The organism is Mesorhizobium sp. M00.F.Ca.ET.216.01.1.1 (assembly GCF_004010325.2).
Taxonomy (GTDB): Bacteria; Pseudomonadota; Alphaproteobacteria; order Rhizobiales; family Rhizobiaceae; genus Mesorhizobium.
The window spans coordinates 1-288 of sequence record NZ_SADR02000534.1 but is presented as its reverse complement, the minus strand read 5'-3'; the positions used below and the strand labels follow the sequence as shown (position 1 = coordinate 288).

At 61.1% G+C, this 288-nt stretch carries 2 pseudogenes; both read right to left on the bottom strand.

From position 1 onward, the window contains the following. A pseudogene (locus EN859_RS37330) lies at positions 1 to 187 on the bottom strand (DUF3995 domain-containing protein); the annotation flags it as partial. After that, positions 184 to 288, bottom strand: a pseudogene (locus tag EN859_RS37325) (urease accessory protein UreF); the annotation flags it as partial. The pseudogenes EN859_RS37330 and EN859_RS37325, both read right to left, overlap by 4 nt.

Below are 288 nucleotides of genomic sequence, written 5' to 3'. Positions count from 1 at the left end.
CAAGGCAAGCGGCGACAGCAAAACTCGCAAATGACGATGGCATCTCATCGATGCCGCGGAAGCCGACGACGGCGCGGGCGCAGGACGCCTGGTCCGTGCCCGGCCAGATGCCGCCTATGCCCCAATAGACATGCAGCGTGGTGATCAGAAGCAGAACCAAGGAGATGATCAAGGCAAGGATGATCATGAGCGGAACAGTCGCGAATATTGGGTTTCGTGCTGCATGGCCATGATGTCCGACACGAAGGCCGAGCCGCCGAGATCGTCAAGCGAGGACCTCGCCGCGCG